This is a genomic window from Bacillus sp. 2CMS4F, assembly GCF_023161785.1.
Classification (GTDB): Bacteria; Bacillota; Bacilli; order Bacillales; family Bacillaceae; genus Bacillus; species Bacillus halotolerans.
In genome coordinates, this window is the sequence record NZ_JALNTO010000004.1 from 202,563 (window position 1) to 225,136 (window position 22,574).

Genomic DNA, 22,574 nt, shown 5'->3' on the forward strand with positions numbered 1-22,574 from the left:
GTCTTCATAGGGAAGACAGCTTTTCTTGATAGCCCGCTCGTTTTTTCAGTCGCGGTTTCATGAGTACATAATATAGAACAGAAGGCACGGCTAAGCCGACAATCCAGGCGATATCCCCGCCGCCAAACATTTTTGCCAATGGCCCGATGTAAAAGGATGTATTGATAAACGGAATTTCTAACAAGATGGACAGAATGAAAGCAATCGTTGTGATCCAATTGACTCTTCCATATGGCCCGTTGACATCAAACATCGCTTTGACCTCATAGTTCCCGTGGCGGACGAAGTAGTAATCCACTAAATTGATCGCCGTCCATGGAATTAAGAAATAACTGATAAAAAAGATAAAATTCAAAAACAGCTCCATAAAATTGCTTTGCCCGAGAAGGCTTAGGACTGTTCCGACGACGGTGACGCCAAGGATCATGATGATTCTGATTTTCGGTGTGACTTTTAATTTCAGAAACGGCTCAAGCGTAGTCGTTGTGGACATAAAAGCTCCATACAAGTTAAAGACATTAATCGCCATCTGGCCAAATAAAACAATGATCAGCATAATGAACGAGAAGGGACCGAACAATTGCACAATCTGGGTCCCTGAGTTTGTCGTAAAATCAGGAAGTGCCGTGGTCAGCAGCGCGCCGAGCAGCATCATCCAGATGGAGCTGACAGATGTTCCTGCATAGCTGTACCAAAACGTTTGGGACGCCGGTGTTTTAATTGGCAGATATCTGGAATAATCGGCGACATAAGGCGCATAGGCAAGCTGCCAAGTTGCTACGGCGCTGACTGCCACCAAGAAAACGGGCAAGTCGACCGTCCCGGGCATCCAGCTGCCTGCCGGAATCGGTAATTGGAAAATGAGTATCGTTGCAGCAAAAAATACGGCAAAAGAGGTCCAAGAAAGGATTTTTTGCATTTTGTGAATCAAATCATGACCGAAAATGGTGAGTAAAAAACATGCGGCGCTTAAGCCTATAATGCTCCATGATCCCGGGATGGGAACAAAGCTGCTTAAGGTCCCGGCCGCCAGAATTGTACTGCTTGCGAAGAAACCAAGGTAGATAAACATGACTAAGAAGAGGGGAAGAATCGCTCCGATTACGCCGAATTGGGCACGGCTTTGAATCATTTGCGGGATGCCGAGCTGGGGTCCTTGCGCGGAATGAGAAGCCATAAATATGGCACCGATTAAGGTTCCGCAAATAATAGCGGCAACACTCCAAAACAGATTAAGTCCCATTGCAACGGGAAGAGTACCGGTCACTAACGTGGTGATATGCATATTGGCCCCGAACCATACGGGAAATAAATCTTTTGCTTTACCATGTCTTTCTTCATTCGGAATATATTCAATCGTTCGCCTTTCTACTTTCAATGCATCGTCCTCCATATATAATGAAATTTTGAAATAGACATAAAAACATAGCTTAACAGACTGTACTTCGCTTTACAAATTTAGATGTTCACGAAAACTGATGAGAGGCCAGTGAAGTCAATAGATCAAAAGAATTATAAAAAAAGTTGAACGCTCTGGAATCCGGTGTCGTCTCATAAGGCAAGATAACAAAAAAAGGGGGGATCGCGGCCGTTGGATACAAATGAAGAACAGCAATTGATTCAGCAGGCGAAAGAGGGAAGCGACGAGGCGTTTACAGCCCTTTTTCAGCATTATTATTCTTTTCTATATAAATACTTGTTAAAGCTTTCCCTTCACCCTGACGTAAGCGAGGATCTAGTTCAGGAAACCTTTCTGAAAGGGTACGTCCATCTGGGGAGTTTTCAAGGCCGATCCAAATTCTCCACTTGGCTGATCTCTATCGCGTCAAGACTCTACCTTGATCACCAGAAAAAGAGAAAGAGAGAATGGAAACGAAATCAGGCTGTTACAGAGGAAACGATACGAAAGATCAAGTGGGACGTGTCAACGAAAGGCTCTGAGTGGAGCGAGACGCTTGATCTCTTTTCTCAGCTTGACCCGAAGCTGCGCACGCCCGTTTTATTAAGGCACTATTACGGCTATACCTATGCTGATATCGGGATGATGCTGCATATCAAAGAAGGCACGGTAAAGTCCAGAGTCCATAAAGGGCTCCAGCAAATCAGAAAGGAGTGGACTGATGAATAAAGAAAAGCGATCTGTTCATTTAAAATCGGAATTGCAGAAAATTGACCAATGCGCCAACCCGAATATACCGAGTCAAAAAGAATTGCTTGATCAGCTGTCACAAATGAAAGCCGAACGAAGAAAAAGCGTGATGAAAGAAGTTATCTTATTTGTGTTCTCTGCACTGATGGTGGTAAGCGCGGCGACTCTGGCATTTACTCAAGTTCCCGCTGCTTTTGTCGTGCTTCAGGTCTGTGCGCTGGCTGTCCTGCCGATTTTGATTGCGGCTGAGAAAAAACGATACTTTGGCGAACGTGAGGTGAAACACTGATGTCCCAAACAGATTTGACGATTTTTGTGTTTGCTTATCTGATTGTATTGGCACAGGGCATCTTTTTATTCATTGATGCGAAAAAACGGGATCGTCTGGCATGGGTGTGGGGAATTGTCGGACTGATTCAAGCGCCGATGCCTCTGATTTGCTATTACTTTTTTGTGATAAGGCCTGACCGAAAAAATAGGAGGATCAGCTAATGAATATTTCTTGGGAAATGATTGTACCGCTGATTGTGTTACAGGCCGTGCTGGCAGTGTTTGCCCTGATCAGCTGTGTGAAAGAAGAGCGGACAAACGGGCCGAAATGGATGTGGGCAGCAGTCATTATATGCATCAATATTATTGGGCCGATTTTATTTTTTACCGTCGGCAGAAAGCAAAGGTGAGCGAGCATGCTATCTATTGAGTCATTATGCAAATCATACCGGCATCATCAAGCTGTACGGAATGTCAGCTTTCAAGTCATGGAGAACGAGTGTGTCGCTCTATTAGGACCGAATGGGGCTGGTAAAACCACAACGCTTCAAATGCTGTCCGGACTGCTGTCACCCACCTCCGGGACGGTCAAGCTGTACGGGGAGCAAAAAGCAGATCGCAGTATGATCGGCTATCTTCCGCAGTACCCGGCTTTTTATTCATGGATGACGGCAAATGAATTTTTAACCTTTGCCGGGAGACTGTCTGGCCTTTCAAAGAAAAAATGCCAAGAGAAAATAGGTGAAATGCTGGAGTTTGTCGGTTTGCAGGACGCGGCAAACAAAAGAATCGGCGGTTATTCTGGCGGCATGAAACAAAGGCTCGGTCTGGCTCAGGCTCTGCTTCATAAACCGAAGCTTTTGATTTTGGATGAACCGGTTTCTGCCCTGGATCCTTCAGGGCGTATCGAGGTGCTGGATATGATGCGGGAGCTGAAAAAACATATGGCTGTTTTGTTTTCTACTCACGTTTTGCACGATGCGGAGCAGGTGTGTGATCAAGTCGTGATCATGAAAAGCGGCGAGATTTCATGGAAAGGCGCTTTACAGCAGCTCAAAGAACAGCATCAAACGAATGTTTTCACTCTTACTGTGAAAGAGAAACTGAAGGGCTGGCTTGAAGAGAAGCCTTATATATCCGATGTTGTCTATATGAATCCGTCCCAAGCTGTATTTGAGCTAAGCGATACAGGCTCTGGCAGGATATTGCTGAGTGATTGTATCCAAATGGGATTGACAGTCACCCGTTTTGAACAGAAAACAGAGTCTCTCGAAGACGTCTATCTTAAGGTGGTGCACGCATGAATGTCATGATGACGCTATTACAAAAGGAATGGCTGGAAGGCTGGAGAAGCGGAAAGCTGATCTGGCTGCCCATTGCGATGATGATCGTGGGGCTGACGCAGCCGCTGACCATTTATTATATGCCGGAAATCATTGCGCATGGGGGGAATCTTCCAGACGGTATGAAAATCAGTTTTACCATGCCTTCCGGATCTGAGGTGATGGTGAGCACGCTTTCCCAATTCAACACGCTTGGCATGGCGCTGATCATCTTCAGTGTCATGGGCAGTGTGGCGAATGAAAGAAATCAAGGTGTAACGGCTCTGATTATGTCGCGGCCTGTGACGGCAGCCCAGTATATATTGACCAAATGGATCACCCAAAGCATGATCGGGATCGCGTCGTTTGCAGCTGGGTACGGACTTGCTTATTATTACGTCCGGATATTGTTTGAGCACGCATCGTTCAGCCGCTTTGCAGCAAGCCTCGGGCTCTACTCTCTTTGGATGATGTTTATTGTTACTGCAGGGCTTGCCGGAAGCACGATGTTTCGGTCTCTCGGAGCAGCCGCGGCAGCCGGAATTGGGCTGACGGCTGCCGTTTCCTTTGCTGTCTCGCTTTTTCCTGATGGTGCGAAATGGCTGCCGGCTGAGCTTTGCAAGCAGGCAGAGCATATTCTGCTTCATGGAGAGCGGGCGGACTTTTTCGGATGGTCGCTCACATTCTCCATTCTGTGCATCTTGCTTCTGGCCGTTTTTTCTGTGTGGCGCTTCCGCCGGTATGAAAGCTATTAACTGATCAGTTTCCGCTTTGTGGCCAGCATCATCATCAAAGCGGCCAATGCCATCAATCCGGCTCCATAAAATACCTCGGCCAAACCGAAAATCTGTGCGATTTTTCCGGCGAGAAGGGGGCCGGTAAAGATGCCCAGCGCATAAAACGATTGATAAAATCCCATGGCTGACATTTTTAAACGCGCTGAGCTGATATCGACGACCCGGCTTAACAATAGGGGAAACACAAAGCCAAGCGCCAAACCGATGAAAGCATGGGTCATGCAAACCGTGAGCAATGAAGCTGAAAAAGGAACGAACATCAAACAGACTCCAATGACAGCAAAACAGATCAGCATGGTGCCATAGGCGATTCTTCCGGTAAAACGCAAAAACAAAAAGCTCAGGGTAGCCGCTGCATGAGGGAGAAAAAAGGCGCTCATCACCCAAAGCAGTTCGATGTCTCCCATTCCGAGCTGGTTCGTGTAAAGCGGCGTAAAACCAAACACCGTCATAAATAGCACGGCATGTGCAGTCATAGATAGAATCGTGAAAATCTTCAGCTTCGGCAGCCGCAATGTGTCTTTGATGTATTGCGCCATACGGACCGTCTTGTGATTAGCGGGAAAAGTCGACGGATCTTTAATAAAGCAGCATATCACAAGGCCGATGCCCGAAGCAGCCAGTGCCATCCAAAACGGAACCTGCCTGCCTAAATGCGCTGCTGCAAGCCCGCAGAACACAATGCTGACAAACTGAGGCATGACGGTAAAAAACTGCATGATGCCCATTGCTTTTGAGGCACTGCCATCTTTGAAATAATGAGCGTATAGTATCGTCGCCATCACCCACATGGATGCTGTAATCCCCGCGAGAAGCCGGGCTGTCAGGACGAAGAAAAAAGAATCAAACGCAAGAAAAAGCACGCTGCTGAGAATGGAACATCCAAAGCCGGCGATTAACAATGGCTTGCGCAGAGAAAAAAGAATTTCTGACAGAAGCCCAAGCGGGAACCGCAGCAGGATTTGGGTCACCCCATAGCTTCCGAGAATCATGCCGATCGCTCCGTATGAAAAGTGCAGATCCTCCAAATACAGGCTGAAAACAGGAACGTAAATATAGCCCGAAAACCAAAAACAAAATACCATGGATAAGAAAACGGCGTGATCTAAAGCGCCGATTGTTTTTTGCTGAGGAATCAGCGGTTGCTGTATTTCCATGCTCTCACCACCTCTTTATTCCAGTACAACACAATGAGTGAAAACGTTTCAATAGGGAAATAAAAAACAGGACTTCAAAAAGTCCTGTTCTTGGTGTTAATACGGATCAGACGGATGGCTTTCCTGTTCAGCCTGCTCGGCGGCTTGAGCCGTTTCTGTCGTGCCGATCGGTCCGTTGCTGTTATTTTCTGAAGCCTTTTTCAGCCCTTCCGCAACGCGTTTTCCGTAGTCCGGATCGGCTTTTGTGAAATTCTCAATCATTTGATCCTGAATTTCTTTTCTGCAGGTTGAAAGGGTATTGACCAGATTTGTGATGAGTTCAGTGCGCTCAAACTCAGTGAATCTCCGGTACGTTTCACCTGCTTGTCCGAAATTGTTCGTTCTGTCGATCGCTTCCCGCTTCAGGTTACCTTCGACATGCGGGGTGTGGTCTTTACCATCTTGCTTCGCTTCCTTCAGCCCGCCCATAATTGACGGTTCATAGTTGACATGCGGATTTTGACCTTCGCCGATATCCACGCGATATTGCATTTGCCCCCCTTGCTGGTTGGTCGCGACGTGTTTTTTCGGTGAGTTGATTGGCAGCTGCAGGTAGTTTGCGCCAACTCTGTACCTCTGCGTATCGGAATAGGAAAACGTCCGGCCTTGAAGCAATTTGTCATCAGAAAAATCAAGCCCGTCGACAAGGACCCCTGTACCGAATGAAGCCTGTTCTACTTCAGAATGGTAATTCTCAGGGTTTTTGTTTAACACTAATTTGCCGATCGGCTTCCACGGGAAGTCCTCTTTATACCACAGCTTAGTCGGATCAAGCGGATCAAAGTCGAGCTCCGGATGCTCGTCATCACTCATGATTTGGGCATACACCTCCCACTCCGGATAATCACCGTTTTCAATCGCTTCATACAAATCCTGTGTCGCGTGGTTGAAGTTTTTCCCCTGAATCTTTTCTGCTTCCTTCTGTGTCAGGTTGCGGATGCCCTGTTTCGGTTCAAAATGGTATTTCACAAGAACGGCCTTGCCTTCCTCATTCACCCATTTGTAGGCATGAACGCCTGAACCCTGCATCTGCCGGTAGTTGGCAGGAATGCCCCAAGGCGAAAACAAGAATGTGATCATATGTGTCGCTTCAGGAGATTGAGAAATGAAGTCGAAAATACGTTCACCATCTTGGATATTGGTCACCGGATCAGGCTGAAACGCGTGTACAAGATCCGGGAATTTCAGCGGATCGCGAATAAAAAAGATTTTCAGGTTGTTCCCGACCAAATCCCAGTTTCCGTCTTCAGTATAAAGCTTAACGGCAAAGCCGCGCGGGTCCCGTAATGTTTCAGGTGAATGTTTTCCGTGATTCACCGTGGAAAAACGGACAAATGCCGGCGTTTTCTTGCCTTTTTCCTGAAAAAGCTTCGCTCGTGTGTACTTTGAAATCGGCTCGTCTCCAAAACTGCCATAGGCTTCGAAATACCCGTGTGCGCCTGCACCCCTGGCATGCACAACACGTTCGGGGATGCGTTCCCGGTCAAAGTGGCTGATTTTTTCGAGAAAATCGTAATTTTCCAGCGTTGTCGGCCCTCTGTTCCCGACCGTCCTCACATTCTGGTTGTCTGTGACAGGATGACCCTGTCTGTTCGTCAAGGTATCCTCTGACTCGTTTTTCCCGGATGTCTTATGAGACAGCGCATCCTCACTGCCTTCGACATTTGTGCCGTGATACTCTTTTTGATGATCATCTTTCATTGGTTGAGCCTCCTTTTTGAACGGTAACAATATTCCCTTAATGGAAGAATTTTAAAACTGAAGTTTTTATTTAGCTGCTTCGGGAATGGTACAATTACCAAAACGAAAAAAGGAGAGTACGACATTCGTGACCAGAAAAAGAAATCCGCTGCCCATCACGTTTTATCAAAAAACGGCCCTAGAACTGGCTCCTTCTCTTCTCGGCTGTCTTTTGGTAAAGGAAACGGATGAAGGGACAGCTTCAGGTTTTATTGTGGAAACAGAGGCCTATATGGGAGCCGGGGACAGAGCAGCCCACAGCTTTAACAACCGCCGGACGAAGCGGACTGAGATTATGTTTGCTGAAGCTGGCCGTGTGTATACGTATGTGATGCACACCCATACATTGCTGAACGTCGTTGCCGCAGAAGAGGATGTTCCGCAAGCGGTATTAATCAGGGCGATTGAGCCTCATGAAGGCCAGCTGTTAATGGAGGAAAGAAGGCCGGGCCGGCGTCCGAGAGAATGGACAAATGGCCCCGGAAAGTTAACGAAAGCGCTTGGCGTCACGATGAATGACTACGGACGCTGGATCACGGAACAGCCGCTTTACATTGAAAGCGGGTACACACCGGAAGAGATATCAACCGGCCCACGGATCGGCATCGACAACAGCGGAGAGGCGCGTGATTATCCGTGGCGTTTCTGGGTGACGGGAAACAGGTACGTGTCGCGTTAGCATGTTTAAACAAAGGGGAATCAGGGGAATGGTTGAGAAAAAGAAGGGAGAATCGGAGCTTTGAAAAAAATGATCAAAACCGTTATCAAATGGGCGCCGGTCATTTACCCGGTTGTTCGAAAAATCATGAAGGACCGCAAGGCGTCTAAACAAAAGAACATGTCCGCATCCCGAACAGCCGGCTGATCCCGGCTGTTTTTTTATGGGTCTGTTTTCCCTCTTGTCCTCCCGATGTTCATTGACTTGCATTTCTCCCCATTATAGAATTTATATACATTTCGCTTTCCCTTCACCACATCCTTTCTGCCTACTTATGTAATTCCTGCATCTATCTTGATAGGAGGTTTTTCTCATGCTGCATGGGCGACTTCGTGAAATTCTGCGCTTATTGATGGCGGCAGAAGCTCCGGTGACAAGCTCGGTATTTGCCGCACATTTACATGTGACGACGCGGACGGTCCGCAATGATATAAAGGAACTCCAAGATGTGATAAGCGGCCATGGCGCTTTGGTTCAATCGGTAAGAGGCTCGGGATACAAGCTGCGCATTCATGACGAGCAGACCTTTAGAACGCTGCTGCAAGACGCGTTTCAGCAGAAAAAGGGGCTGCCGGTATTTCCCGAGGAGAGGATTACATATCTCATGAAACGGCTGCTGCTGGCGGAGCATTATCTCAAGCTGGATGAGCTGGCCGAAGAACTTTTTATCTCAAAATCTACACTCCAAACCGATTTAAAGGAAGTGAAGAAACGGCTGCTTCCTTACCGCATTGTCATGGAAACACGCCCGAATTACGGCTTCAAGCTGCGCGGAGACGAGGTGCAGATGAGGTACTGTATGGCGGAGTACATTGTTGATGAAAGAGAAACAGAGATTGATTTTCTGAATGAAAAGGCTGATATTTTGCCAAAGGAAGAAATTGAGATCATCCATTCTGTGATTATGAGAAAGATTAAAAACGACCGGATTCCTCTGTCTAACCTTGGATTGAATAACCTCATCATTCATATCGCCATCGCCTGTAAGCGGATCAGAACGGAACATTATGTTTCTCTTTTCCCGGAAGATATGGATCACATTCTGCATCAAAAAGAATACCAGGCTGCTGAAGCAATTGTGAAAGAACTGGAATCAGCCCTTAGCGTCACGTTTCCGGAAAATGAAACGGCTTATATCGCCATGCATCTTCTCGGCACGAAACGAATGACACAGCCGCAGTGCGGAGAAGGCGAATTTTCAATCGATGAAGAAACAGATCGGCTGACTGCCGCCATGATCGAAGCGGTCGACCGAGAATTAAAGCTCGGCATCCTGCATGATCAAGAGCTGAAAATTGGCTTGGCACTGCATGTAAAACCCGCCGTCACCCGCAACCGGTATGGCATGAATCTGAGAAATCCGATGCTGGCAGCGATCAAAGAAAATTATCCTCTCGCCTTTGAGGCCGGAATCATCGCCGGAATCGTCATAAAAGAAAAAACGGGCATCGATATTCATGAAAATGAAGTCGGTTATTTAGCGCTGCACTTCGGCGCCGCAATTGAACGGAAGAAAACAGAAAGCCCGCCGAAGCGCTGCATCATCGTTTGTGCATCAGGTGCGGGAAGCGCCCAGCTTCTGAGGGAAAAACTTCGCTCTCACTTCGGCAAACGGATCGATATTCTCGGCACGGCTGAATATTACAGTCTTGACCAGTTGTCTTATGAATCGATTGATTTTGTCGTCAGCACCATTCCGATCAAAAAAGAACTCCCTGTGCCTGTACTGAAGGTAAACACCATCTTAGGCGGAACCGATTTTACAAAAATAGAATCCATCCTGAATGATGAGAAAGAACAAGCTGTCAGTTATCTCAAAAAGGATCTCGTTTTTTTCCAGAAGGATCTGCGTTCGAAAGAAGAAGTGATTCAATTTTTAGGTCAGAAAGCAGTGGAAGGCGGCTATGCGAATAAGGAAATCATAGATTCTATATTTGATAGAGAAGAGATGTCGCCAACGTGCTTCGGCAACCTCGTGGCCATTCCGCATCCGCTCGTCCCGCAGACGCAAACGACATTTTGGGCCGTCTGTACGCTCAAAAAGCCGATAGACTGGGAGAATAAACGGGTTCAATTTGTTTGCCTGCTTTGTGTCGAAAAGGAAAACAAAGCGGATTTGCAAAGCATGTATAAACTGCTCGGCAGCATTTTGGATGATCCGGCAGCGGTAAGCCAGATGTTAAAAAGCCGCACGTACCAAGAGCTCTTCGATGTGTTTGACAAAAAACGATAAACTGACAGCCTGGATATACCTTTTTTCCGTTTCCTGCGGAAAAACCTTGAGTGTTTATGAAAGCGATTTCATAATATGATGTTATCAACAGCAGGACATACAAATTCTATCAAACTCTTAGGGGGTCTTTTACATGAATATATTACTCGTTTGTGCAGCAGGCATGTCAACAAGCTTACTCGTCAGCAAGATGGAAAAAAGTGCGCAAGAACAAGGAAAAGACTATACCATTTGGGCAGTATCAGGTGATTCTGTACAAAATCATATCGATAAAGCGGATGTATTGCTCCTCGGCCCGCAAGTCCGTTACATGCTTCCTCAGCTGAAAAAACTAGGAGAATCAAAGGGTGTTCCGGTAGACGTCATTAACACAGTCCATTATGGGACGTGCAACGGAGCGGAAGTGCTGAAATCGGCTGAACAGCTTGGAAACGCGTCATAGAGAGGGGCGGGCTATGTGAATAAAGTCAATCAGTTGTTAGAAGAGAAGGTCATGCCTATAGCGGGAAGAATTGCGGGGCAGCGTCATTTGCAGGCGCTCCGTGACGGTATCATTTTAACAATGCCGCTTATTATCATCGGCTCCTTTTTCCTCATCATCGGCAACCTCCCGATTCCCGGATATGCCGATTTTATGGCAAAAACGTTCGGCAGCGCCTGGTCTGAGAAGCTCGCTTACCCGGTAGACGCCACCTTTGAAATTATGGGGCTTGTCGCCGCATTCGGCATCGCCTACAGGCTGGCGGAGAAATATGGGGTCGATGCCTTGTCGGCCGGTGCCATCTCCCTTGCGGCTTTCCTCTTAGCGACACCGTATCAAGTGCCGTTTACGCCGGATGGCTCGACGAAAGAGATGATGGTCAGCGGCGGTATTCCGCTTTCGCTGATGGGAAGTAAAGGCCTGTTTGTCGCCATGATTATCGCGATGGTGTCAACAGAGATTTACCGTCTCATTATCCAGCGCAATATGGTTTTTAAAATGCCGGATGGTGTTCCGCCGGCGGTCAGCAAGTCATTTGTCGCTTTAATCCCCGGATTTGCCGTCATCTTCCTGATTTGGGCAGCACGACTGATTGTTGAAGCGACGCCGTTTGAAAGTCTTCATAATGTTGTAAGCGTTTTACTGGGAACGCCGCTCTCCATTCTTGGCGGAAGCCTCGGGGGCAGCCTTATCGCAGAAGCCGTCAAAATGCTTTTATGGGCCTGCGGTCTACACGGCGCCAACATTGTCGGCGGCGTTATGGCACCGATTTGGTACGGCGCCATGGATGCCAACCGGATCGCGTTCCAGGCAGGTGAGGAGCTGCCTAAGATTTTCACCCAGCAATTTTTCGATATCTGGGTCAATATCGGCGGAAGCGGTGCCACTCTTGCACTGGTTGTCACGATGTTCCTTCGCGCCCGAAGCAAACAAATGAAGCAGCTCGGAAAGCTTGCGGTCGGCCCGGCGGTCTTCAATATTAACGAACCGATCATTTTCGGAATGCCGATCGTCATGAACCCGATGCTCTTGATTCCGTTTATCGTCACGCCGCTTATCACACTGACACTCACATACATCGGAATGAGCACCGGACTTGTCGCCAAACCTGCGGGTATCGCAGTCCCGTGGACCATGCCGCCGATCTTTTCAGGCTACTTGGCGACAGGAGGCAAAATATCAGGCGCGGTCATGCAAGCCATTAATATCGCCGTTTCCTTTGTTGTCTACTACCCGTTCTTCAGAATGTGGGATAAACAGAAGCTGAAAGAAGAAAACGAATTAGAGCTCGTTCAAACGCCTGCTGTTTCAGACGACAAAGAGGCGGCTTTGTAAAGAAAGGAGTGAGTCGCGTGAATGAGAAAATGGAGCAAATTATTTTTCAAATCATTCTTCACGGAGGAAACGGAAGGAGCTCCGCAATGGAAGCGATCGCCGCCGCGAAAAACGGCGACAGCGAAGAGGCGCGGAGTAAGCTTCAAGAAGCTGCGGATGAATTATCAAAAGCCCATCATTATCAGACAGAACTGATCCAAAGTGAAGCAGGCGGAGAAAAAACAGAAATGACACTGCTGATGGTCCACGCACAGGATCATTTAATGAATGCCATGACAGTCAAGGATTTGGCGGCTGAATTCATTGAGCTATATGAAAAAATCACCGTGCAAGGGGGAGCAAGCATATGACAAAAGGATTGAAAATTGTAACGATTGGCGGAGGTTCAAGCTATACACCGGAGCTTGTGGAAGGTTTAATCAAACGGTACAAAGAGCTGCCTGTACGTGAATTATGGCTCGTTGATATTCCTGAAGGCGAGGAAAAATTGAACATTGTCGGCACGCTCGCCAAGCGGATGGTTGAAAAAGCCGGTGTCCCGATCGACATTCACCTCACTTTGGACAGGAGGGAAGCGCTGAAAGATGCAGACTTTGTGACGACTCAATTCCGGGTCGGACTGCTGCAGGCGAGAGCCAAGGATGAGCGCATTCCATTAAAATATGGCGTCATCGGCCAGGAAACAAACGGCCCGGGAGGACTCTTTAAAGGATTGCGCACCATTCCGGTCATCCTAGAGATTGCGAAGGACATCGAGGAGCTTTGTCCGAACGCATGGCTCGTCAATTTCACAAATCCGGCAGGTATGGTGACGGAGGCCTTGCTTCGCTACTCCAACCTGAAGAAAGTCGTCGGTCTCTGCAATGTCCCGATCGGCATCAAAATGGGCGTAGCGAAAGCGCTCGATGTAGATGTTGATCGGGTAGAGGTTCAATTTGCCGGATTGAATCATATGGTGTTCGGAATGGACGTCTTCTTAGACGGCGTCAGCGTGAAGGATAAAGTCATTGAAGCGATGGGTGATCCGAAAAACGCGATGACAATGAAAAACATCTCCGGCGCTGAGTGGGAGCCAGAATTCTTAAAAGCACTCGACATGATCCCTTGCGGCTACCACCGCTACTATTTCAAAACAAAAGAAATGTTCGAGCACGAGCTTGAAGCATCACAAACGGAAGGCACCCGTGCTGAAGTGGTGCAAAAGGTAGAGCAAGAGCTGTTCGAGCTTTATAAAGATCCAAATTTGGCGATCAAGCCGCCGCAGCTTGAAAAACGCGGAGGTGCTTACTACAGCGATGCAGCGTGCAATCTCATCAGCTCCATTTACAATGATAAACACGACATTCAGCCGGTGAACACGGTCAATAACGGTGCGATTGCAAGCATTCCAGATGATTCCGCTGTTGAAGTAAACTGCGTGATGACGAAAAACGGCCCTAAGCCAATCGCCGTAGGCGATCTGCCAGTATCTGTCCGCGGTCTCGTCCAGCAAATCAAATCATTTGAGCGTGTCGCGGCGGAAGCGGCTGTCACAGGCGACTACCAAACAGCGCTGCTTGCCATGACGATTAACCCTCTCGTACCATCCGACACAGTCGCCAAACAGATCTTAGACGAAATGCTGGAGGCGCACAAAGCACATCTGCCGCAATTCTTTAACAAAATTGAAGCATAAAAAAAACCGGCCCGTTTTGGGCCGGTTTTTTGTTTATTTGCTTTCAGTGAGCGCTGCGACTTCAGTCGTCCATCCAAATTCATCAGGAACTGTACCCTTTTGAATGCCTGTGATCGTGTCATACAGCTTTTTAGAGATTTCTCCCGTTTCACCGTTGTTGATCATCAGTGTTTCGTCATTCCAGATCAGTTCGCCGACTGGAGAAATAACAGCCGCCGTACCCGTTCCGAAGGCTTCTTCAAGAACGCCGTCTTTATGGGCTTGGATGACTTCATCAACGGCGATTCTTCGTTCTGATACCGGAAGTCCCCAATGCTTAAGCAAGGTAATGACGGAATTGCGCGTGATGCCTTCCAGAATGCTGCCGTTCAGCATCGGTGTCACAATTTCACCGTTGATTTTAAAGAAGATGTTCATGCTGCCGACTTCTTCGATGTATTTTTTCTCAATGCCGTCCAGCCAGAGAACCTGAGAAAATCCTTTCTCTTCTGCTACCTGCTGCGCTTTTAAGCTTGAAGCGTAGTTTCCTGCGGTTTTTGCATCTCCCGTTCCGCCTTTTACCGCACGGACAAATTCACTTTCCACAGCAATTTTGACAGGCTTAATGCCTTCTTTGTAATATGAGCCGACCGGAGAAAGGATGATAAAGAGCTTATACGTATGAGATGCCGCGACACCAAGGAAAGGTTCGGTTGCGATAATGAATGGACGGATGTAAAGGGACGTGCCCTCCGCATTCGGAATCCAGTCTTTATCAATAGCGATCAGCTGTTTTAAACCCTCAAGAACATGTTCTTCATCAATTTGCGGAATACAGAGGCGGTCATTTGATTTATTCAGGCGCTCCATATTTTTTTCCGGTCTGAAAAGCAGAACATGGTCATCCTCTGTGACGTAAGCCTTTAAGCCTTCAAAGACCGTTTGGCCATAGTGATATACCATTGCGGCCGGGTCCATTGAAACGGCTTGATAAGGAATGATTCTCGGATCGTACCAGCCTTTATCAGATGCGTAATCCATTACAAACATGTGGTCTGTAAACACTCTTCCGAAAGAAAGCTGATTTGGATCTGGTTTCGGTTTTTTGGCTGATGTTAATTCAACTCGAATCGTTTGTTTAGTCATGGTCAATCTCCCTGTTGTTAAATTGTTTATATAATCAAACTTATTTGAAAATATTTTATATTCTATTGTATACCTTCACCAAATAATCGCAATAGGTTTGCTCAAATTTGTAAAAAATTTATAAGAAAAAGCAGGAGAAATTAATTCTCCTGCGCATTCATTTGTTCAAATACTCTGTCGTAATCGGCACGGACTGCATTCCGCAGACCTTCGACACGTTCATTTGTAATCTCTTGTTTGCCTTCTTTTAAGCCGTCTAAGAAATATTGAACATATTCTTCAGGTGTCATGCCGCGGTACGTCAGACCTTGCTTATCGCGTGATTTTTGATTTAATCCCGTGTCAACCATAGGCGGCGCCATCTCGATCACTTCAATGCTTGTATCGCGAAGCTGGTATCTGAGCGTGAGTGAGAAGGAGTGGAGCGCTGCTTTTGTTGCACAGTACACCGGATAAACAGCTAACGGGTTAAACGCGAGCCCGGACGTTACCTGAACAATTGCCGCTTCCGGCTGATTCATCAAGTGAGGCGTAAAAAGAGCTGATAAATGGACAGGCGCTTGAAAATTCAGCTCAATTTCATCCCCGTCCACAAAGAGCTCCTCAGTCCCTTTTTTAAAGTCGATTTCCTTTTGAATGCCCGCATTGTTAACGAGAACGTTCAGCTTTGGAAATTCCTTCTGGGCCCATTCAAACAATGCCTCACGCTCCGTGCGGTCTGCGACATCGCACTGTTTTGTATGGAGGGCGGGGAGCTGTTTTTTCGCTTCTGCAAGACGCGTTTCGCTGCGTCCGCAAATGATCACTTCATTCCCGAGCTCAAGCAGCCGTTTGGCCAGTTCAAGCCCGATGCCTGCTGAACCGCCTGTGATCAAAACCGTATTGCCTGTCATCTTCATTGATGTAACACCTCTTATCAAGCTGGCTGTGATTCCTTTACTATTTCAAATCTTAGCAGGAAATATGCAGCCGCGTCCTAATAGATGCTCACGATGAAGTAACCTTTCCGGTTTTATAGAATTCATCAATTGCCTTATCCACATACACCCAGCCTTTCCAGCCGATGTGGATGGTATCTTTCATAAAATAAGGGTCATATTCATGACCTGAAAAATCAGCGACTTGGAAGCCCTTCGCTTTAATCTGTTTATTGACCTTTTCATAATAGTCAGTGCGCCCTTTTTTCGGGAAGCCTGTGTAGTCATACCATTTTCCGTTAACAGGGATGGTGACAAACATAGGCTCTGCACCCGCGTCTTTCAGGATATTAAGCATCAGCTCAAAATCGCCGTATTCCGGTGACTTCGCATACGATCTGCCTTTGTTTTTCCCTTTCAGCTTAGGCACTTTCGGCTTCAGCTTTTTATAAACAGGATTGTCGATGTGAAAATCGTTAGACCCGGAGTGGCGTTTGCCTGATTCATCGGCCAGTTTATTTAATTCAGACCATGACTTATCCTTCACGGATTGTGAGATATACCGCTTTGGTCCCGTGGTTTCCGTCGTTGAATAATAAAGGTCTTTCTTTTCTAGCATCTTGTAATATACTTTTGCCGCCGGCTTCAGCGCGTTCACTTTCCATGTCTGGCCATTCACTATCGCCTTATAAAGCTCGGAAAGTACAGCATCGTTTTGAACAGCTTTGAAGCGCAGCATACGCTTCATCATTTTCTTTTTCACGTCAGGGTCGATCTGCTCGTTAAAAGCCAAATCCAGCCCTTGAAGCGCGGAATAGTTCGGCGCAAAATGCTGTTCATCAGACCCGCGCTTAATAAACCACTGCGGAGAAACGATGAAAACCATTTTTTTGCCCTTCAGCTGATCCATATGGGCAGCGAAGTTTAAGGAATGTATCAATGACTGGGACCCGCCTTTGCCGACAAGGTAAGGCGTAAATCCCTCATTGTTTACTTTAAAATAATTGGATGGGTGGAACTCATCCAGCCGGGAAAGCTCAGAAGACCCGTAAATCGGAAGATATGTCGGATCTTTGAGCATTTGATCTTGTAAATATAGCCCTTGAAACATACTCGGATTCAAGGCTGTTGCTGATTCTTTCACCCGCTTATCGGTGATGAAGCCTGTCAGCCATGAAGATGGAACTGCGATGGCGCCTGCGAATAGAATAAACGCCAAAATAATTGGACCGAAAAAACGCTTTTTCATTATTTCAACTCAGACAGCTGGTTTACAATGTGATTAGGCGTATTCCATACATCCCGGTCGAATTCAGTGATCGGCACCAGAATATCAAAACGGTTTTCAATCGCAAGCAGCAATTCTACTGTTCCAAAAGAATCAAGCAAACCTTCTTCGAAAATGTCAATATCAGGGTTTTCCTTTACGATGTCATCCTGGCAAACCTCTGCTAAAACGTCTAATACCTCTTGTTTAAAATCCATAGTTTTCTAATCTCCTTTAATGATGGTGATGAAATAGCTTTCCTGAGAAAATATAAAACCCAAAGCACACAAAATGGAACGTGATCACAATAGCGAGAATCGTTGTCCAGCGGTTGGACGGGAGCCATTTATATTTCTTATTCCACTTCTCGAAAAAGTTGTAACACGTCATCAGGACGGCGTGATAGAGGCCGTAGATGATATATTGCGGCGCAAGGCCGTGCCAAACCCCCATCAGCATAAACAGCAGGAAATACCCGATATTTGAGACGGCCATACGGTTTTTGATCCACTTTTTCTTTGTCATCCAAAATACAAATCTCATAAATACATAGTCTCTGAACCAAAATGACAGAGACATATGCCAGCGGTTCCAGAAATCTTTAATATTTTTGCTGATAAACGGTTTATTAAAGTTTTCCGGCGATTTAATCCCCATAATATAGCTGACCCCGACGGCAAACATCGTATAGCCGGCAAAATCAAAGAATAAATACATGCTGTAGCCGTACATATATAACAGATTCCCGAGGATCTTATTGTGCGTGATCGCGGGAAGGTTCATGATGAAATACGTGTTGATCGCATAGCCGATAATGAACTTGTAAAGGAACCCAATGAAAATCTTGTGAATCCCCGTATACAGCAGATCGGCATATTCCTCTTTTGTCCATGCCTTCTGCTCATCCTTGACGAATCTGCGGTACCTGTCAATCGGACCGGAAGAAATCGTCGGGAAAAACAGGATGAAATACAGCAGGCGGTGAAGCGGCAGCTGTTCCTTCAGCAGCCCGTCTCTCGCTTCCATAATCAGCTGAACGCCTTTAAAGGTTAAATACGAAATCCCTAAAAAGCTGATCAGGTTATGCGTCGGATGATGCGGCTGCGGATGAGAAAGAAACGGCCATATTTTTGACAAGAATAAAGGCAGAATAGACGCGATAACAGCTGAGCAAAAGACAATTCCGCTGTTCGCTTTCTGCCGGTACGCCAGGTAGCCGCTGATCAGGAGCACCTGCCATATGGTAAACAGACACAGGGCGATGACGCCGTGTAAGTCATGCGAGAAAATCAGAGCCAATATAAGAATGGATATAAACATGTTGTATGCCTGAAATCTTTTTCCGTTCAAGCCGAGAATGATGGTCGGCAGAAGAAGAATGCCAAGCAATATAAAGAATAAAAACGAGCTGTAAGGCGTCATACAAGAACCTCTTCGCGGATGCGTTTCCGGTCAATTTTGCCGTTAGCCGTCATTTGAATGTAATCCTGATAAATGAACTTTCTCGGAATCATATAAGCCGGCAGGAAAGCGGCAAGCTCTTTTTTAATCGCACTCGTCAGCTGGAACTCCTTCTGGAATTCGTGCTCCTCAGGAACAATTGCAGCTATCAGATATTCGACAGTTCCGTTTGGCTGATACGGAATCACAACAGCTGAGCGCACGTACTGAGACTGTCTCACATGAAACTCAATTTCCTCCAGCTCCATCCGGTACCCGTGAAGTTTAATCTGGAAATCCAAGCGGCCTTGGCAGAAAACCTGACCATCTTGTGTATAACCAGCATCGCCAGTTCGGTATGCCCATTGGCCTTCATAAGAGAAGAACGCTTTATCTGTCAGCTCAGGCTCACCGAGATAGCCGCGGCTTACACTCGGGCCTGCAATGACGATTTCGCCTTTTTCTCCATCCGGGAGCTGGTTCCCCTGTTCATCCATAATCAAAATGTTCATATCCGGTTTGGCGAAGCCGACTGGCAGAGATTCGTGCCGGCTGATGATGTCACTTGTAATTTCAACGGACGTAACAGCGACTGTCGCCTCAGTCGGACCGTACGTATTAAAGATTCTCGCTTTCGGGAAACGCTCAAGCAGCGCTTCGGCTACAGAAACCGGGAGAACCTCTCCGCAAAACATAAATGTGTCCGCCTCAGGAAGCAGATCTTGTGAAAATCCAGGATCCATCAGGCACATTTGCACAAAGGATGGCGTCGATGTCCATATATTCAGCCCAGACTTTTTGAGCTCTTCGAATAAGATCTTCGGCTTATTCACGGCGTCCTTTGTCACGCAGTGTAAAGTACCGCCTGACTGAAGGCACGGATAAAGATCCATGACGGATAAATCAAATGAAAACGGCGCTTGGTTTAAAAACGTTTTGCCTCCGTTGATCGGGAAGTCCGCGCAAATCCAGTCTGTGAAGCTTTGAAGGTTTGCGGCAGAAATCTGCACGCCTTTTGGATTGCCCGTGCTTCCGGAAGTGTAAATGATATAAAACGTTTCGTGTTCCGTCACCCATTGATCACGGCTGACAGTGCCTTCGTTTTCCAGCAGTTCTTCCGCTGATACTGTCTGAATCAGCCCGCTGTCAATATCAACAGGAAGACCAGATACGTGAATCAGCAATTCGGCGCCCGAGCTTTCAATGATTTTCGCAATCCGCTCGGACGGAATGGACAAGTCAACCGGGATATAAGGATGTCCCGCCTTGACGCTTCCTAAAAAGGAGACAATCATGTGCGGTTCCATATGTCCGTACACCAGAACAGGAGAACCCTTTTCTCCAGAAACGCGTTTTTTGATCGCGGCAGCCGCACGGTCAGACAGCGCCCAAAGTTCCTGATATGTGAGCGACTGGCCTTGAGAGCGGAAGGCTTCGGTTTGCGGATAAGTTTCCGCATGTGTTTGAATAGCATCTAAAAGTTTCATTGTTATTCTCTCTCCAATTAGAAATCGTTATAAATATAAGAACCGGTATTCGCGGTGTGAAAACCATACATAAAAAACAAAACAAGCAGTATCAACAAATAAAAGCCTGTATGACATGTCCACTTGACAGCGGGTTTTTCATACAGCTGTTTCATCAATTGCAGCATATTCAAATTCCCTTCCCGTTTTTTCGACAATTACATGAGTATATGACGAGCGGATGCGCAAAAAGTTTCATATTTTCCCTAATATCCCTCAAATTTATATATCGGCTTCTGCCTTCAGAAGTGAATTTTTATCTTTGAAAGAGTATGAATGAAGTTTCTCTGACTGATTCATTATAAAGGAAAGAATAAATGTTATGAAGAGAACTTTTTAACTTTTAAAAAGCGTAAATGATTTAAAAAAATTTTTCCGCTCCTGTTTGTAAAGGCGCAGGCAGAACTCTAATGAAATCAGGGCAGAAAGCGTATAATAAGAAGGAAAACGCCCGCTTAAGGTATCTTGTGAAATGGTGGAGAAGTCATTATGATAGATAAGGAAGCAAAACGCAAGTTTCATCAAGTGGCCGGCTGAAAAAAAGTAAGCCTTTTAATAGAAAGGAAGAGGAAGATGAACCAAACAAATAAGGGTGAGGGTCAGACAGCGCCGGAAAAAGAAAGTATGGGGCAGATCCTGTGGCAATTAACGCGTCCGCATACATTAACGGCGTCGTTTGTTCCTGTGCTTCTCGGAACAGTTTTGGCGATGTTTTATGTGAAGGTTGATTTGCTGCTGTTTCTGGCTATGCTGTTTTCTTGCTTATGGATCCAGATCGCGACGAACTTATTCAATGAATACTACGATTTTAAACGCGGGTTAGATACAGCTGAATCTGTCGGAATCGGCGGCGCAATTGTCAGACATGGTATGAAGCCCAAAACGATTCTGCAATTAGCTCTCGCTTCATACGGCATTGCCATTTTACTCGGTGTTTATATTTGCATGAGCAGCAGCTGGTGGCTGGCTGCCATCGGTCTCGTTGGAATGGCGATCGGCTACCTGTATACAGGCGGGCCTCTGCCGATTGCATATACACCGTTCGGTGAGTTATTCTCAGGCATTTGCATGGGTTCGGTGTTTGTGCTGATTTCGTTTTTTATTCAGACAGATAAGATCAATATGCAAAGCATTTTGATTTCGATTCCGATTGCGATTCTTGTCGGCGCGATCAACCTGTCGAACAATATTCGTGATATCGAAGAGGATAAAAAAGGCGGACGCAAAACATTGGCGATCCTGATGGGGCATAAAGGAGCCGTCACTCTGCTGGCTGCATCGTTTGCTGTGGCTTATATTTGGGTTGTCGGCTTGGTTATTACCGGAGCTGCAAGCCCATGGCTGTTTGTCGTCTTTTTGAGCGTGCCTAAGCCGGTTCAGGCGGTGAAAGGCTTCGTCAAAAAAGAATTACCGATGAATATGATTGTGGCGATGAAATCCACAGCGCAAACCAATACATTTTTCGGATTCCTGCTGTCAATTGGATTATTGATCAGCTATTTCCGGTAAGTAAGAAGACCGCTTTTTCGTGCGGTCTTTTTTTGTTACATTCGACAGGATTTTGTAAAAAAATTCATAGAACCTAGCAGCAGGCAGGCACGTCTAGTACATGGACAGCGGATAAAGATCCGTTAAAGGAGATGACGAAAATGGATTTATCTGTAACACATATGGACGATTTAAAAACCGTCATGGAAGACTGGAAAAACGAACTGTTAGTTTATAAATTTGCGCTAGATGCACTTGATACAAAGTTTTCGATTATCAGTCAGGAATATAATTTAATTCACGGCCACAATCCGATTGAGCATACAAAATCACGTGTGAAAAGCTTTGAAAGCATCGTAAATAAACTCATGAGAAAGGGCTGCGAGATTACGACACAGGAAATGAAGGAAAACATCCACGATATTGCCGGTGTGCGTATCATTTGTTCCTTTATTTCTGATATTTATAATGTCGTGAACGTCCTGAAGCAGCATGAGGATTTGCGGATCGTAAAGGTAAAGGATTATATTCAGAATCCGAAACCGAACGGCTACCGAAGCCTGCATTTGATTATTGAAATGCCTGTGAACTTAACGAACAGAGTGGAATACGTCAAAGCAGAAATTCAAATCCGCACCATCGCCATGGATTTCTGGGCGAGCTTGGAGCATAAAATCTACTATAAACTGAACAACGACGTCCCTAAACATTTAACCGATGAGCTGAAGGAAGCGGCTGAGATTGCCCACTATTTAGATGAAAAAATGCTGGGGATTAAGAAAGAAGTGGATTAGAAAAGACGGCAGCAATGTGCCGTCCAGCTTGTAGAGAAAACGATGTTTTTTCTACAAGCTTTTTTTGTTTCTTTAGATGCTTATTGTATTTTAGATACAGA

General features: G+C 46.3%; 25 protein-coding genes. 15 read left to right on the top strand and 10 right to left on the bottom strand.

Annotation, left to right across the window (positions count from 1 at the left end; translation table 11 throughout):
* Positions 1-4 precede the first annotated feature (4 nt).
* Positions 5-1,378: a purine-cytosine permease family protein gene (locus MTN95_RS09220; RefSeq protein WP_105990999.1), complete on the bottom strand. Its 1,374-nt coding sequence runs from the start codon at positions 1,376-1,378 to the stop codon at positions 5-7.
* Between the two features lie 213 nt (positions 1,379-1,591).
* Between MTN95_RS09220 and sigY the strand changes: the two genes are divergently transcribed.
* From sigY to MTN95_RS09250, 6 genes are read left to right on the top strand one after another with little or no spacing between them, the layout of a single operon-like run.
* A complete protein-coding gene (sigY, locus tag MTN95_RS09225; protein ID WP_095712702.1) occupies positions 1,592-2,128 on the top strand; it encodes an RNA polymerase sigma factor SigY in 537 nt (178 codons plus the stop codon).
* Positions 2,121-2,438: a YxlC family protein gene (locus tag MTN95_RS09230; protein WP_248337910.1), complete on the top strand. Its 318-nt coding sequence runs from the start codon at positions 2,121-2,123 to the stop codon at positions 2,436-2,438. The genes sigY and MTN95_RS09230 overlap by 8 nt, the downstream gene beginning before the upstream one ends.
* Positions 2,438-2,641, top strand: a complete 204-nt coding sequence (gene yxlD / locus MTN95_RS09235) for a sigma Y negative regulator YxlD (RefSeq protein ID WP_059292240.1) — start codon at positions 2,438-2,440, stop codon at positions 2,639-2,641. The genes MTN95_RS09230 and yxlD overlap by 1 nt, the downstream gene beginning before the upstream one ends.
* Complete coding sequence (gene yxlE, locus MTN95_RS09240; RefSeq protein ID WP_024123344.1) at positions 2,641-2,829, top strand: sigma Y negative regulator YxlE; 189 nt, start codon at positions 2,641-2,643, stop codon at positions 2,827-2,829. Before yxlD ends, yxlE begins: the two co-directional genes overlap by 1 nt.
* A gap of 6 nt (positions 2,830-2,835) precedes the next feature.
* Entirely contained in the window at positions 2,836-3,723 is an 888-nt protein-coding gene (locus MTN95_RS09245; RefSeq protein WP_105990997.1) for an ABC transporter ATP-binding protein, read from the top strand.
* Positions 3,720-4,496, top strand: coding sequence for an ABC transporter permease (locus tag MTN95_RS09250; RefSeq protein WP_248337912.1), 777 nt, complete (start codon positions 3,720-3,722; stop codon positions 4,494-4,496). The genes MTN95_RS09245 and MTN95_RS09250 overlap by 4 nt, the downstream gene beginning before the upstream one ends.
* Here MTN95_RS09250 and MTN95_RS09255 read toward each other — a convergent pair.
* Together MTN95_RS09255 and katX are read right to left on the bottom strand one after the other, a co-directional pair.
* Complete coding sequence (locus MTN95_RS09255; RefSeq protein WP_248337915.1) at positions 4,493-5,695, bottom strand: MFS transporter; 1,203 nt, start codon at positions 5,693-5,695, stop codon at positions 4,493-4,495. The two genes, MTN95_RS09250 and MTN95_RS09255, sit on opposite strands and share 4 nt — an antisense overlap.
* A gap of 96 nt (positions 5,696-5,791) precedes the next feature.
* Positions 5,792-7,435: a catalase gene (gene katX, locus MTN95_RS09260; protein WP_248337917.1), complete on the bottom strand. Its 1,644-nt coding sequence runs from the start codon at positions 7,433-7,435 to the stop codon at positions 5,792-5,794.
* A gap of 127 nt (positions 7,436-7,562) precedes the next feature.
* Here katX and MTN95_RS09265 point away from each other — a divergent pair, with 127 nt between their 5' ends.
* The 7 genes from MTN95_RS09265 to licH all read left to right on the top strand — a co-directional run bounded on the left by MTN95_RS09265 (position 7,563) and on the right by licH (position 13,916).
* Positions 7,563-8,153: a DNA-3-methyladenine glycosylase gene (locus MTN95_RS09265; protein WP_105990993.1), complete on the top strand. Its 591-nt coding sequence runs from the start codon at positions 7,563-7,565 to the stop codon at positions 8,151-8,153.
* Positions 8,154-8,222: 69 nt separating this feature from the next.
* Entirely contained in the window at positions 8,223-8,339 is a 117-nt protein-coding gene (locus tag MTN95_RS09270; protein ID WP_105991144.1) for a hypothetical protein, read from the top strand.
* 166 nt (positions 8,340-8,505) lie between these two features.
* The gene (gene licR, locus MTN95_RS09275; protein WP_202853717.1) at positions 8,506-10,425 is read left to right on the top strand and encodes a transcriptional regulator LicR; all 1,920 of its coding nucleotides are present in this window, start codon (positions 8,506-8,508) and stop codon (positions 10,423-10,425) included.
* A 133-nt stretch (positions 10,426-10,558) separates the two neighbouring features.
* Positions 10,559-10,867, top strand: coding sequence for a PTS lichenan transporter subunit IIB (licB, locus tag MTN95_RS09280; RefSeq protein ID WP_024123336.1), 309 nt, complete (start codon positions 10,559-10,561; stop codon positions 10,865-10,867).
* Between the two features lie 15 nt (positions 10,868-10,882).
* Positions 10,883-12,241: a PTS lichenan transporter subunit IIC gene (gene licC, locus MTN95_RS09285; protein ID WP_248337919.1), complete on the top strand. Its 1,359-nt coding sequence runs from the start codon at positions 10,883-10,885 to the stop codon at positions 12,239-12,241.
* 17 nt (positions 12,242-12,258) lie between these two features.
* Positions 12,259-12,591, top strand: a complete 333-nt coding sequence (licA, locus tag MTN95_RS09290; protein ID WP_024123334.1) for a PTS lichenan transporter subunit IIA — start codon at positions 12,259-12,261, stop codon at positions 12,589-12,591.
* A complete protein-coding gene (gene licH, locus MTN95_RS09295; RefSeq protein WP_044159985.1) occupies positions 12,588-13,916 on the top strand; it encodes a 6-phospho-beta-glucosidase LicH in 1,329 nt (442 codons plus the stop codon). The genes licA and licH overlap by 4 nt, the downstream gene beginning before the upstream one ends.
* Before the next feature lie 33 nt (positions 13,917-13,949).
* Here licH and MTN95_RS09300 read toward each other — a convergent pair whose 3' ends face one another.
* The 7 genes from MTN95_RS09300 to MTN95_RS09330 all read right to left on the bottom strand — a co-directional run bounded on the left by MTN95_RS09300 (position 13,950) and on the right by MTN95_RS09330 (position 20,319).
* Positions 13,950-15,041 carry a branched-chain amino acid aminotransferase gene (locus MTN95_RS09300; RefSeq protein ID WP_248337921.1) on the bottom strand — a complete coding sequence of 364 codons (1,092 nt, stop codon included), beginning with the start codon at positions 15,039-15,041 and terminating at the stop codon, positions 13,950-13,952.
* 140 nt (positions 15,042-15,181) lie between these two features.
* Positions 15,182-15,940, bottom strand: coding sequence for an SDR family oxidoreductase (locus MTN95_RS09305; protein WP_248337923.1), 759 nt, complete (start codon positions 15,938-15,940; stop codon positions 15,182-15,184).
* An 88-nt stretch (positions 15,941-16,028) separates the two neighbouring features.
* On the bottom strand, positions 16,029-17,207 hold the full coding sequence (gene dltD, locus MTN95_RS09310) for a D-alanyl-lipoteichoic acid biosynthesis protein DltD (protein WP_044159980.1): 1,179 nt from the start codon (positions 17,205-17,207) through the stop codon (positions 16,029-16,031).
* The gene (dltC, locus tag MTN95_RS09315; RefSeq protein WP_044159978.1) at positions 17,207-17,443 is read right to left on the bottom strand and encodes a D-alanine--poly(phosphoribitol) ligase subunit DltC; all 237 of its coding nucleotides are present in this window, start codon (positions 17,441-17,443) and stop codon (positions 17,207-17,209) included. The genes dltD and dltC overlap by 1 nt, the downstream gene beginning before the upstream one ends.
* Before the next feature lie 16 nt (positions 17,444-17,459).
* Positions 17,460-18,647 (bottom strand): D-alanyl-lipoteichoic acid biosynthesis protein DltB, encoded by a 1,188-nt coding sequence (gene dltB, locus MTN95_RS09320; protein ID WP_202853350.1) that lies wholly within the window; start codon positions 18,645-18,647, stop codon positions 17,460-17,462.
* Positions 18,644-20,152, bottom strand: a complete 1,509-nt coding sequence (gene dltA, locus MTN95_RS09325; protein ID WP_202853349.1) for a D-alanine--poly(phosphoribitol) ligase subunit DltA — start codon at positions 20,150-20,152, stop codon at positions 18,644-18,646. The genes dltB and dltA overlap by 4 nt, the downstream gene beginning before the upstream one ends.
* Before the next feature lie 17 nt (positions 20,153-20,169).
* A complete protein-coding gene (locus MTN95_RS09330; protein ID WP_010332387.1) occupies positions 20,170-20,319 on the bottom strand; it encodes a teichoic acid D-Ala incorporation-associated protein DltX in 150 nt (49 codons plus the stop codon).
* 445 nt (positions 20,320-20,764) lie between these two features.
* Here MTN95_RS09330 and MTN95_RS09335 point away from each other — a divergent pair, with 445 nt between their 5' ends.
* Both MTN95_RS09335 and ywaC read left to right on the top strand, forming a co-directional pair.
* Positions 20,765-21,700 (top strand): 1,4-dihydroxy-2-naphthoate polyprenyltransferase, encoded by a 936-nt coding sequence (locus tag MTN95_RS09335; protein ID WP_044159973.1) that lies wholly within the window; start codon positions 20,765-20,767, stop codon positions 21,698-21,700.
* A 140-nt stretch (positions 21,701-21,840) separates the two neighbouring features.
* Positions 21,841-22,473, top strand: a complete 633-nt coding sequence (ywaC, locus tag MTN95_RS09340; RefSeq protein ID WP_059292252.1) for a GTP pyrophosphokinase YwaC — start codon at positions 21,841-21,843, stop codon at positions 22,471-22,473.
* Positions 22,474-22,574: the final 101 nt, after the last annotated feature.

Excerpts from the sequence above, each read along its gene's own strand:
- MTN95_RS09230 (WP_248337910.1), top strand. The coding sequence starts at position 2,121 with ATGAATAAAGAAAAGCGATCTGTTCATTTAAAATCGGAATTGCAGAAA.
- yxlD (WP_059292240.1), top strand. The coding sequence starts at position 2,438 with ATGTCCCAAACAGATTTGACGATTTTTGTGTTTGCTTATCTGATTGTA.
- yxlE (WP_024123344.1), top strand. The coding sequence starts at position 2,641 with ATGAATATTTCTTGGGAAATGATTGTACCGCTGATTGTGTTACAGGCC.
- MTN95_RS09245 (WP_105990997.1), top strand. The coding sequence starts at position 2,836 with ATGCTATCTATTGAGTCATTATGCAAATCATACCGGCATCATCAAGCT.
- MTN95_RS09250 (WP_248337912.1), top strand. The coding sequence starts at position 3,720 with ATGAATGTCATGATGACGCTATTACAAAAGGAATGGCTGGAAGGCTGG.
- MTN95_RS09255 (WP_248337915.1), bottom strand. The coding sequence starts at position 5,695 with ATGGAAATACAGCAACCGCTGATTCCTCAGCAAAAAACAATCGGCGCT.
- katX (WP_248337917.1), bottom strand. The coding sequence starts at position 7,435 with ATGAAAGATGATCATCAAAAAGAGTATCACGGCACAAATGTCGAAGGC.
- MTN95_RS09270 (WP_105991144.1), top strand. The coding sequence starts at position 8,223 with ATGATCAAAACCGTTATCAAATGGGCGCCGGTCATTTACCCGGTTGTT.
- licR (WP_202853717.1), top strand. The coding sequence starts at position 8,506 with ATGCTGCATGGGCGACTTCGTGAAATTCTGCGCTTATTGATGGCGGCA.
- licB (WP_024123336.1), top strand. The coding sequence starts at position 10,559 with ATGAATATATTACTCGTTTGTGCAGCAGGCATGTCAACAAGCTTACTC.
- licH (WP_044159985.1), top strand. The coding sequence starts at position 12,588 with ATGACAAAAGGATTGAAAATTGTAACGATTGGCGGAGGTTCAAGCTAT.
- MTN95_RS09300 (WP_248337921.1), bottom strand. The coding sequence starts at position 15,041 with ATGACTAAACAAACGATTCGAGTTGAATTAACATCAGCCAAAAAACCG.
- MTN95_RS09305 (WP_248337923.1), bottom strand. The coding sequence starts at position 15,940 with ATGAAGATGACAGGCAATACGGTTTTGATCACAGGCGGTTCAGCAGGC.
- dltD (WP_044159980.1), bottom strand. The coding sequence starts at position 17,207 with ATGAAAAAGCGTTTTTTCGGTCCAATTATTTTGGCGTTTATTCTATTC.
- dltC (WP_044159978.1), bottom strand. The coding sequence starts at position 17,443 with ATGGATTTTAAACAAGAGGTATTAGACGTTTTAGCAGAGGTTTGCCAG.
- dltB (WP_202853350.1), bottom strand. The coding sequence starts at position 18,647 with ATGACGCCTTACAGCTCGTTTTTATTCTTTATATTGCTTGGCATTCTT.
- dltA (WP_202853349.1), bottom strand. The coding sequence starts at position 20,152 with ATGAAACTTTTAGATGCTATTCAAACACATGCGGAAACTTATCCGCAA.
- MTN95_RS09330 (WP_010332387.1), bottom strand. The coding sequence starts at position 20,319 with ATGCTGCAATTGATGAAACAGCTGTATGAAAAACCCGCTGTCAAGTGG.
- MTN95_RS09335 (WP_044159973.1), top strand. The coding sequence starts at position 20,765 with ATGAACCAAACAAATAAGGGTGAGGGTCAGACAGCGCCGGAAAAAGAA.
- ywaC (WP_059292252.1), top strand. The coding sequence starts at position 21,841 with ATGGATTTATCTGTAACACATATGGACGATTTAAAAACCGTCATGGAA.